Raw genomic sequence first — 9,494 nt, forward strand, 5'->3', positions numbered from 1 at the left:
TGTTAGTTGCAACTGGCCACCGCCGGTGCCACCTTCGCGTCGTGGCACGTCGCAGCCTGTCCCTCATGATGGCTCTGTGTCTCGCCGCCTGCACGACCGGGGCGAGAAGGAGAAGCTGCGCCCGGTCGTGACGGCCGAGCCGCCGACAAAAGCCGACACATGGAAGGGCGTTGCGACCGACGCCGACGAGCAGAGGATCGCTCGGCTCGGTATCGCATGGCAGGAAGGCCTTCAGGAAGCCAACAAGACGTCGCCCAAGGACGTCGAAGCCGAGGGCGCGCTTCTGCTTCCTCGTGCGGGTCTTGCGCGGCCGGCACCGACGCCTGGAAGTTACAATTGCCGCTTGATCAAGCTCGGCAGGGTCGAGCCGAAGGGCCCGCGTTCGAGCGATTCAAGCCCTTCTTCTGCTACGTCGAGGTGGAGGGCGACCTCCTGACCATCGTCAAGCAGACCGGGAGCCAGCGACCCGCTGGACGCCTTTGGGAGGATGACCGGCCGGAGCGCCTCATCTTTCTCGGGAGCCTTGCGCTTGGCGATGAGGAGCAGCCGCGAGCCTATGGCGAGGATGCCAAGCGCGACATGGCCGGCGTGCTCGAGCGCATTGCGCCGTTCAAGTGGCGCCTGGTCATTCCATGGCCGCAGGGCAATTCGAAGCTCGACGTGTTCGAGCTGACGCCGGTCGCCCAACAGCCCCAGTGATGGACGCAGACCGCGCGGGCCTGCTCGCCGATCCCGCGGAGGTACGAGCGATCCTTGTCGCGAGCGCCTCGGCGGGTGAGCCGATCACCTATTCGGAAACGCTTGCTCTTCTCGGGCACCATTTCACGCGCCCGAAGATGCGGGCTTTGTGCAAGGTGCTGGCTTACGTCGACGACAACGCCGAGGAATTGGGTGAGCCCGAGCTTGCAGTACTTGTCGTACGGCAATCGGACGGCCTGCCGGGACAGGGCTGGTGGATCGGAGGCGCCAAGAAGCATGGCTTCACCGGGCTGTGGGAAGGACCCAAGGCGAAGCGGCTGATCAACAAGCTCCAGCGCCAGGCGTTCGACTATTGGAGAACGCGCGGCTAAGCGGCGGGCATGGCCGAGCCGCGCACTTTCACTGTTTCCGAAGACGATGATGGCATCCGCCTCGACCGCTGGTTCAAGCGGCATGCGCCGGACATCAGCTTCAACATCCTGTCGCGCTGGTCGCGGACCGGTCAGCTCAAGCTCAACGGCAAGCGCGCGACGCCGGGAGACCGGATCGAGGCCGGACAGACAATCCAGGTACCTGCGGCGGAGGCGACGCCCACGCGGCTGCAAGGCCCGAGCGCAAGCGCGAGCCGCTGACTCCGGAGGAAGAGGAACTCGTTCGTGAAATGGTCATCTACGAAGACCCGAGCGCGTTCGTTCTCAATAAGCCGCCCGGCCTCGCCACACAGGGCGGGACCAAGACGCATTTTCACCTCGACAAGCTGCTCGATGGCCTCGCCGACGACGAGGGCAGTCGGCCGAAGCTCGTCCACCGGCTCGACAAGGACACCTCTGGCGCCCTGCTAGTTGCCAAAACTGCGCGGTCCGCGGGCATTTCGCCAAATCCTTCTCCGGAAGGACTGCTCGCAAGGTCTATTGGCGCTGGTCGTCGGCGTGCCTTCGGGCGACGAAGGACTGATCGATGCTCCGCTTGCCAAGCAACCGGGCACCGGCGGCGAGAAGATGCACGTTAGCGAAGAGCACGGGCTGCCCGCAAAGACCCGCTGGCGGATTGTCGACCGAGCCGGCAATCGCGCGGCATGGGTCGAACTGCAGCCCTTAACCGGCCGGACCCATCAGCTGCGCGCGCATATGGCCGCGATCGGCATCCCATTGTCGGCGATGCGAAATATGGTGGACCCGAAGCATTTTTGACCGGCGGGATCAGTCGCAAGCTTCATCTCCACGCCCGGCGAATCCGGATCGATGCGCCGGGCGGGGTGATTGACGTCACGGCGGAATTGCCGCCGCACATTGCGGAAAGCCTGGGCACTCTGGGCTTCGAGCTAATGCATGGCGAGAACATGCCGCTCGACGTTGAGAAGCTCTCGCAGACGCCGGAGGCTAAGCAGCGCAAGGCGAATGCCATCGCCCGCGACCGCCGCCGTGGCCGACGCGGAGAGAGGCGCGGGCGCAGCCAGTCGACGCGGCGGGCTGATGCATCCGAACCGCGCCTTCGCCTGGAGGATCGCGACGAGCTCCTGCGGTTCGTCGCCGACCGCGCGTTCGCCCACGTCTTCACATCGTCCGATTCCGGTCTGTTTGTCGTGCACGCTCCAGTCCTCGTGACCGCCGAGGGAACATTCGCTTCCACGTTGCTCGCCGGAACCGAGTTGCCGATCATCTGGGCGAACGCCGTGTCCTGATCAGCGTCTCCGGCCGGGAGGCGTATCAGAGCGCCAACTGGTACGTTGCGGAGAACCAGGTCCCGACCTGGCATTACGAAGCCGTCGAGATCGAGGGGACTGCGCAAACGCTTGCCGATGAAGAACTCGTCGATCTTCTCGACCGGCTGAGCAAGCACTTCGAAGACATTCATCAGCCCGAGAAGCCTTGGACCCGGGACAAGATGGAACCTGGAAGGTTCGACGCGATGACCAAGGCGATCGTCGGCTTCGAAGTCAGTCCGACCGGAATCCGCGGAACGCGCAAGTTCAACCAGCACAAGTCTGACGCCGACCTTGCGGCAACGATCGCCGGCAGGAGGAGGCCGGCAGGGCAGATATCGTCGCGGCGATCCGGGAAGCGCGTGGCTACAATGAATAAGCTGGCGGTGTTCGATTGTGACGGAACGCTGGTCGACAGCGCGCCAACATCTTCACGGCCCTGTCGGGCGCGTTCGGTGAGCATGGCATTGCCGTCCCGTCGCCCGAGGTTAGTCGCAAGGTAATCGGCCTAAGCCTCGTCGAGGCGATCGCCACCCTGCTTCCGGAAGAAGAGCGAGATCGACACGTGCTCCTGGCGGAGAGCTACAAGCGCCACTTCCAGCGGGCTCGTGCTGAAGGGCGTGTCGAGGAGCCCTTGTTCGAAGGGATCCCGGACTTGCTGGACCGGCTGGAAGCCGATGGTTGGCTTCTCGCGGTGGCGACTGGGAAGTCGGACCGCGGGCTGACGCTCTGCCTCGACTGTCACGGATCGTCGACCGTTTCGTTTCGCTGCAAACGGCCGACCGGCATCCGAGCAAGCCGCACCCTTCGATGGTCGAACAAGCGATGGCGGACGCGGGCTCTTCGCCGGAAACAACCATTGTGATCGGCGACACGGCCTTCGACATGGCGATGGCTGCAGCCGCAGGTGCGACCGGGATCGGTGCGGGCTGGGCTATCACGAGGCCCACGAGATGCTCGAAGCCGGCGCAATTGCGGTCGCGGCCGCACCGCGCGATGTCTTCTCTCTCATTCCCGGCAAGGAGCCGCAATTGGCTGACGACGACCTTTGGCGCAGGCGCTTTCAGATCTTCATGGCTGTCCGGCTGATCGGGTCCTCACATTCTTCCTTGGCCTTGCAATTGTCTACACTGACCTGGTGCGAGAGGGCGGCTGGCCGTCGCTGGCGCGATCATCGTCATCGTTGGCGTGATCGACGCGGTGTTCGCGCCAATGGTGCTCAAGCGCGCCTGGACCAGCAGGACAACGACGCCGGTGAAGCGATTCTGGGCGAAGGCGGAGGTCGTCGAAGCAGACGGCGGTTGGGTGTTGTGCTGGATGGCAAGCCGGTCAAGACGCCGGCGCGAGTGCCGCTGGTCGTGCCGACCGAAGCTCTTGCGGAAGGCATCGCGGCCGAATGGAATGACGTCGCCGAAACCATCGATCCGAGAGCAATGCCGCTCACGGGTTGGCCAATGCCGCAATCGATCGCGTCCAGCCCGCCAGGAAAGCCTTTGCTGCGGATCTTGCGCGCTACGCGGAGGCCGATCTCGCCTGTTATCGTGCGGAGGAACCGCAGGTCTGGTCGACTTGCAATCCGGGAGTGGGATGCCCTCATCAATTGGGGCAGGCGGCGCTTCGACGTCGATTTCAACGTCACCACCGGGTGGTGCATGTCAGCCAGCCGGTGGCGACGGTAGAACGTCTGTCACATGCGGTGGCCGCTCTCGACGCCTTCCACCTCGCGGACTCTCGCCGCTCGTCACGATCGGCGGCTCCCTTCTCGCAGCGCTTGGTGTGCTGGAAGACGCCTTCGATGCAGCGAGGCGTGGGAGGCCGTCAGCGTCGATGACCGCTGGCAGCTTGAGCAATGGGGATCCGACACCGAGGCCGAGGCGGCACTCGCCAACCGTCGGCGGGATTTCCTCGCCGCGGCGCGGTTCCTGGATTTGTTGGAGGCCTAGTTCGGCCGTTCTACCAGCTTGCGAACGAACGGAATGAGATAGGGCTGGCGGTCCCGCTTCATACGTTCGCAGCGATGATTGCCTGAACGTCATGCAGGCAGTGATCCATATCCTCGTTGATGAGCACATAGTCGTACTCGCCCCAATGGCCGATCTCCGACGCAGCGCGCTTCATCCGGCTCTCGATAACCTCGTCGCTGTCGGTGTTGCGCGCCCTTAGGCGGCGTTCCAGTTCCGCCATGGACGGCGGCAAGATGAAAATGCGTACGAGGTCCGTTCCGAACGCGCCGCGGAGCTGCTGGGTGCCCTGCCAATCGATGTCGAACAGGATATCGCGGCCGAGGCGGAGCGCTTCCTTGATCGGCTCTTTCGGGACCCGTATCGGTGATCGAACACGTAGCCCACTCCGCCAACTCGTCCTGATCGACCAATTCCTGGAACCGCGCGGGGCCACGAAATGGTAGTCGACGTCGTCCACTTCGCCGGAGCGTCTCGGCCGAGTCGTTGCCGAAATCGACATCGTGATCTGGGATCCGCATCGAGAAGCATTCGGGAGATCGTCGATTTGCCCGCGCCGGAGGGGAGGACAACACCACCAGAAGGCCACGGCGGCGCGGGTCGAAGGATCGGCGTCGTCTAGGTCCATGACTGTTCTTGGTCCGACGCTGAAAAAGCGTCAAGGAGCGCTCTGTTGCACTGCACAAAAAAAGACCTTGAAAGGTGCACTGCAAAAGATTATGTTGCAGCGCACAAAAGAAGGAAATTGTAGCAATGGCAGACGAAACTCAGACGGCAATCGACACCAGCGCGGAGGTCGCCACCAAGGCGGTTGAAGCCGCAGGCGAGGTTGCGAAAGAGTTCCGGCCGTTGCCGTGAAGACTACCAAGCGGACGACCTCGAAGTGGCACGGGCCACCAAGCGTCAGGCGAAAGCCACCCGCTCGGCTGTGAAAACCGCTCGCCGCGCCAAGCCGCGCCGCGCTGCAAAGGTCGCCGGTGCTCGTAAGCCCCGCGTGGCCCAGGAAAGGATTGAGACTGTGACCAAGACCACCAACAACTGGTTTGCGGCTTCAACGCCCTCCCCAACACGGGTTCGTTCCAGACGCTGTTCGCCGACGCCGGCGAGCGTGGCCAGGAAGTCGTGAAGCGTTCGCAGAAGGCGATGGAAGAGCTGACGGAAGTCAGCAAGGCCAACGTCGAAGCGCTTGTCGACGCCGCAAGATTGCCGTCGAAGCGCCAAGTCGCTCGGCCAGGACGTCGTCGAGACCAGCCGTGAAGGCGTGGAGAAGGCTGCTGACGCAGTCCGCGCCCTCGCCGAAGCCAAGTCGGCCAGCGAGTTCCTTCAGCTGCAGAGCGAGTTCGCTCGTGCGCAGTTCGACCGCTTCGTCGCCGAGAGCTCGCGTTTGACCGAGACGTTCGTGAAGCTCGCGGGTGAGGCCATCCAGCCGATCCAGACCCGCGCCACGCTGAACGCGGAGCGTATCAACAAGCTTGTTGCCTGACGCCTCTCCCCTCCTGATCAGGCAATGACCAGACGGCCGCCCACCTCTCTCCCCGGGCGCCGTCTTTTTTTGTGCCGACGCTTTTTTGGACGCTCCCGGCCACTAGCCTCCTTGCGAGCGTTCGCCGCTTGCCATATCTTAGGGTGTTATGGGTATGCGTTGGACGATGACAGACGAGCCTGATGATGCGGCGTTGGCGACATGGAAACAGGTGTCGCCACGCGCACGCGCCCGCGCACCAAGAAACCGAGCAATTACAAGTCCTGATGCTGAACGACGATTACACTCCGATGGAGTTCGTCGTCCTGGTGCTGCAACAATTCTTCTCAATGGAATCGAGGACGCGACCCGCGTCATGTTGCAGTGCATCAACAGGGAATCGCCGTCTGCGGTGTGTTCACTTACGAAGTCGCCGAAACCAAGGTCAGCCAGGTGATCGACTTCGCGCGGGAAATCAGCACCCGCTGCAGTGCACTCTCGAAAAGCCTGAGCCCTACCGCTGCTTGCGAGTCCGCTGATCGGCGCTAAAGCGCGCCGATGGACAGTATCTGGATCAAGGCGGCAGCACGCTCAAGGGCGACATTCCCATTTCGGCGCGAAGAATGCTGCGCTGACCCTGATACCTGCGCCCTCCTTACCGAGGAGAAGCTGACCCTCGCCAACCTGCCGCGGCTCGCGGATGTCGACAGCTTCGGCATTGATGAACCAGCTTGGCGTCTCGACCAGCGTCGCGGCGTCAAGAAGGCGAGTTCGGACGGAAGGTCACTTCCAGCCATGACATTAGCTCGACGGTCGCGCCGTACGACATGGTGCGCAAGATGCGCGCCTCAATCCTTGTGTGGCCGATGCGGCGCGCGCTGGCGAATCCACGTATCGCTGCCGGGCGGCTGCGCCATCGGCGATCGACCGATCGACCTTCACCTGAAGGCGCTAGAAGCAATCGGCGCCGAAATCGAACTGGCTGCCGGCTACGTGAAGGCTTCGGCGCCAAGGGTCGGCTCACGGGGGGACTACAGCTTTCCGGTCGTGTCGTCGGCGCCACCGAGAACGTGCTGATGGCGCGGTTCTGGCAAACGGGCGGACTCAATTGTTCAATGCTGCCGTGAGCCGGAGATCGTCGATCTCTGCAATCTTCTGGTTGCCATGGCGCAAGATCGAAGGCATCGGATCGGGCACCTGATCGTTGACGGCGTCGAGGCCTTCATGAACGACTTACGAAGTCATGCCGGATCGCATCAAGCGGTAGCTACGCCTGCGCTGCGGGCTGACGGCGGGTCGATCAACTGATTGGCCCGCCGGACGACATGCAGGCCACGCTCAATGCGCTTGCCCAGGCCGGCCTCGTCATTGAGTTCACGAAAAGGCATCAGGTAAGCGCGAATGGTGGCTCAAGCCGTTGGCGCTTTCGACATCTCCGTTCCCTGGTTTCGCCACGGACATGCAGGCTCAGTTCATGCGATGCTGTGCGGGCAGAGGCCAGAGTTCTCGAAGAGACGATCTTCGAGAACCGTTACATGCACGTGCCGAGCTGCGCCGCATGGGCGCGGAGGTCGAAATTCACGGCCGTTCCGCAGTTGTTCACGGCGTGCGAAGCTGACCGGCGCGCAAGTCATGGCAACCGACCTTCGTGCCTCGATGAGTCTGATCCTAGCCGTCTGGCTGCTGAGGTGAGACGAGGTTCTGCGCGTCTATCACCTCGACCGTGGCTATGAGCGACTGGAAGAAAAGCTCAGTGCCGTCGGGGCGACGATCGAGCGCGCAGCGCCGGCTAGCTAGCGTCTTCATGAAGCGGTAGCTCGTACGTTCGTACCGAGCTTTTCGTAAAACTGGTGGGCGCGCTCGCGGCTGACGTTGCTCGTCACTTCCAGGATATGCATCCGTGCGCGAGAGCGCTTCTCGCTTCGGCATGAGCAAGCACCAATTCCGCGTCCGCGATAGCTCTCTCGACAATCATTACTGAAACCCGCGACGTGCCGGACGATGACGTCACCATGGCTGACAGGCCGCACATGCCGATCACTCGCTCGGCATCCTGGCGACCAGGGCAGGATCTCATTCTTCCCAAGATCTCGAGATACGACGACATCCGCCTCTTCGATGGATGTCCCAGGGCAATGATGAGTTCGACGACCGCGGTGCGTCCGACTCTCGGCTTCGCGGATGACGATCGTCAAAGCGTTATCCAGAACGTGAATGGACACCGACGAGTCCCCGACAAGGGTACCGTTGATGCGATGTATGGAGTCCGCCCACCGCGCTTTCCAGGCGCGCCGTCACGTCCCCGCATCCCAGCCTCGCACGTCTCCGACACCAGTTGACCATGATCCGCCGTAGCTCGCGGACATCCGACGACAGCGGCGGGCCAAACTGGTTGATGGCGCGCGGATGCGGGCGTCGCTTTCCAGCGTCGTTCCCATCGACTTCAGCACCTCTCCGAGCTTGCCGCAAAAGCGGCATCGGATTGCGCGCCGCCTGATCACCGCCTCGCGCGACTTCTGCCACAAGGTTCGAGCCACAGCTGACCGATCGATTATCGAGAAGCTGCTCCTTGATCGCCTCCACCCGCTTCCGTGTTCCGGACGCGTCTGGAGGTCGTTGGCAAGTTGGGCGAGCGCTTCCTCGACCTTCACCGAACGGTGGCGGATCGTTGACATTTCGACCTGAGCTTGCGCAGTCCGTCGAGGATCGCTCGACGAGCTTGCATCCAGCCGGCCAACTGAGGCCCAATTGGCCTTCTTTTGCACCATCTCCCGATCAGGGGCTCGTTCGCTTCGAGGCTCGCCGTCCAGCGGATCGCGCCTCGAGCATCGAACATGCGATCCTCGTTGATCCTGACGCCAGCGCATGGCCGAGAGCGCATACCTCCATCTGCGATGCGGTCGAGATTCACCCTTGACGATGCCGCAGCCGCTCGTCGTCGAGACCTCGAACGTCGCGATCAGCGGACGCGCCGCACGGATGCGGGTCCCTCTCCCGCAGGGTTTGCAGGAAACGGCCGACGGCTCCGCCACGTCGATGTTGCGCATGCGCCGGCGACCACTGACGGATAGGAGTTCTCACGATAAAGTTCGCGAGCGCTTCCCGATGCGATCCTTTTCCTCGGAATGATCGCCGTGTCGATGGGCAGGCCGAGGGGTGCGAAGAGCCGGTGACTGCGAACCAGTCTGCAAGCCACCGACCATTGCCGCTTCAAAAACGCCTTCACGTACGACAGCCACGGATACTGCTGCTCGTAGCGCGCGTCACGAAAAACAACCGGCCATCAGGACGAGAAGTCGTCGCGCCAGCTTCATTCCGCAGCACCGGCTGCGCCGGTTGAACCCGGCTAGGGCATTCCGGACTGAGTTCTCGCATCCATCGGCCATCAATAGACGAGCTTGGCCGCCGTTCACTCCGCGGGTTGCGGCGCTTGCCTGACAGGCGCGCGGTGTGCGCCTGGCCGACATCTTGTGGATCTCCGCCAATCCACTGCTCGATGTCGATGGCGATCGAGAAGAAGGCAGGGACCAGCAGCAGGGTCAGGATCGTCGAGAAAATCAGGCCGCCGATCACGGTGACGCCCATCGGTGCGCGCCAGCTCGAATCGCCCGTCAGGGATAGCGCGATGGGAACCATGCCGCGACCATTGCGACGGTCGTCATCACGATCG

General features: G+C 63.0%; 9 protein-coding genes and 5 pseudogenes. 10 read left to right on the forward strand and 4 right to left on the reverse strand.

The window, feature by feature from the left end; genetic code table 11:
- The first annotated feature begins 76 nt into the window (after positions 1–76).
- The 7 genes and pseudogenes from H9L15_RS19240 (at position 77) to H9L15_RS19940 (ending at position 4,080) form a co-directional block, all read left to right on the forward strand.
- On the forward strand, positions 77–436 hold the full coding sequence (locus H9L15_RS19240; RefSeq protein ID WP_187716053.1) for a DUF4893 domain-containing protein: 360 nt from the start codon (positions 77–79) through the stop codon (positions 434–436).
- A complete protein-coding gene (locus tag H9L15_RS19245; RefSeq protein ID WP_262985007.1) occupies positions 418–699 on the forward strand; it encodes a DUF4893 domain-containing protein in 282 nt (93 codons plus the stop codon). Before H9L15_RS19240 ends, H9L15_RS19245 begins: the two co-directional genes overlap by 19 nt.
- Entirely contained in the window at positions 699–1,070 is a 372-nt protein-coding gene (locus H9L15_RS16365; protein ID WP_187714720.1) for a ribose-phosphate pyrophosphokinase, read from the forward strand. The genes H9L15_RS19245 and H9L15_RS16365 overlap by 1 nt, the downstream gene beginning before the upstream one ends.
- Before the next feature lie 9 nt (positions 1,071–1,079).
- A pseudogene (locus H9L15_RS16370) lies at positions 1,080–2,380 on the forward strand (RluA family pseudouridine synthase).
- Positions 2,359–2,580 (forward strand): annotated as a pseudogene (locus tag H9L15_RS20695) (FMN-binding negative transcriptional regulator); the annotation flags it as partial. The pseudogenes H9L15_RS16370 and H9L15_RS20695, both read left to right, overlap by 22 nt.
- 192 nt (positions 2,581–2,772) lie before the next feature.
- A pseudogene (locus tag H9L15_RS16375) lies at positions 2,773–3,393 on the forward strand (HAD-IA family hydrolase); the annotation flags it as partial.
- Between the two features lie 81 nt (positions 3,394–3,474).
- Positions 3,475–4,080 carry an ATP12 family protein gene (locus H9L15_RS19940; protein WP_317617661.1) on the forward strand — a complete coding sequence of 202 codons (606 nt, stop codon included), beginning with the start codon at positions 3,475–3,477 and terminating at the stop codon, positions 4,078–4,080.
- A 322-nt stretch (positions 4,081–4,402) separates the two neighbouring features.
- On the opposite strand, the gene H9L15_RS16385 is transcribed toward H9L15_RS19940, so the two are convergent.
- Positions 4,403–4,990, reverse strand: coding sequence for a guanylate kinase (locus tag H9L15_RS16385; RefSeq protein ID WP_223276760.1), 588 nt, complete (start codon positions 4,988–4,990; stop codon positions 4,403–4,405).
- A gap of 558 nt (positions 4,991–5,548) precedes the next feature.
- On the opposite strand from H9L15_RS16385, the gene H9L15_RS16390 reads away from it, so the two are divergent.
- The 3 genes and pseudogenes from H9L15_RS16390 to H9L15_RS16400 all read left to right on the forward strand — a co-directional run bounded on the left by H9L15_RS16390 (position 5,549) and on the right by H9L15_RS16400 (position 6,901).
- Positions 5,549–5,845: a phasin family protein gene (locus H9L15_RS16390; RefSeq protein ID WP_187716055.1), complete on the forward strand. Its 297-nt coding sequence runs from the start codon at positions 5,549–5,551 to the stop codon at positions 5,843–5,845.
- A gap of 201 nt (positions 5,846–6,046) precedes the next feature.
- A pseudogene (gene clpS / locus H9L15_RS16395) lies at positions 6,047–6,363 on the forward strand (ATP-dependent Clp protease adapter ClpS).
- Between the two features lie 19 nt (positions 6,364–6,382).
- The gene (locus H9L15_RS16400) at positions 6,383–6,901 is read left to right on the forward strand and encodes a hypothetical protein (RefSeq protein ID WP_187716056.1); all 519 of its coding nucleotides are present in this window, start codon (positions 6,383–6,385) and stop codon (positions 6,899–6,901) included.
- A 179-nt stretch (positions 6,902–7,080) separates the two neighbouring features.
- Here the strand turns inward: H9L15_RS16400 and H9L15_RS19250 are convergent, their stop codons facing one another.
- From H9L15_RS19250 to H9L15_RS18260, 3 genes and pseudogenes are all read right to left on the reverse strand, one after another.
- Positions 7,081–7,212, reverse strand: coding sequence for a hypothetical protein (locus tag H9L15_RS19250; RefSeq protein ID WP_262985008.1), 132 nt, complete (start codon positions 7,210–7,212; stop codon positions 7,081–7,083).
- A gap of 906 nt (positions 7,213–8,118) precedes the next feature.
- Positions 8,119–8,871 carry a hypothetical protein gene (locus H9L15_RS16405; protein ID WP_187716057.1) on the reverse strand — a complete coding sequence of 251 codons (753 nt, stop codon included), beginning with the start codon at positions 8,869–8,871 and terminating at the stop codon, positions 8,119–8,121.
- Positions 8,872–9,304: 433 nt separating this feature from the next.
- Positions 9,305–9,494 (reverse strand): annotated as a pseudogene (locus tag H9L15_RS18260) (efflux RND transporter permease subunit); the annotation flags it as partial.

The sequence above is a fragment of the Sphingomonas daechungensis genome, assembly GCF_014489495.1.
Classification (GTDB): Bacteria; Pseudomonadota; Alphaproteobacteria; order Sphingomonadales; family Sphingomonadaceae; genus Sphingomicrobium; species Sphingomicrobium daechungense.

Bases quoted from the DNA above. Each gene is read 5' to 3' on its own strand.
- H9L15_RS16405 (WP_187716057.1), bottom strand. From the start codon at position 8,871: ATGCGCAACATCGACGTGGCGGAGCCGTCGGCCGTTTCCTGCAAACCC.
- H9L15_RS16400 (WP_187716056.1), top strand. From the start codon at position 6,383: ATGGACAGTATCTGGATCAAGGCGGCAGCACGCTCAAGGGCGACATTC.
- H9L15_RS16365 (WP_187714720.1), top strand. From the start codon at position 699: ATGGACGCAGACCGCGCGGGCCTGCTCGCCGATCCCGCGGAGGTACGA.
- H9L15_RS19940 (WP_317617661.1), top strand. From the start codon at position 3,475: ATGGCTGTCCGGCTGATCGGGTCCTCACATTCTTCCTTGGCCTTGCAA.
- H9L15_RS16385 (WP_223276760.1), bottom strand. From the start codon at position 4,990: ATGGACCTAGACGACGCCGATCCTTCGACCCGCGCCGCCGTGGCCTTC.
- H9L15_RS19250 (WP_262985008.1), bottom strand. From the start codon at position 7,212: ATGCCTTTTCGTGAACTCAATGACGAGGCCGGCCTGGGCAAGCGCATT.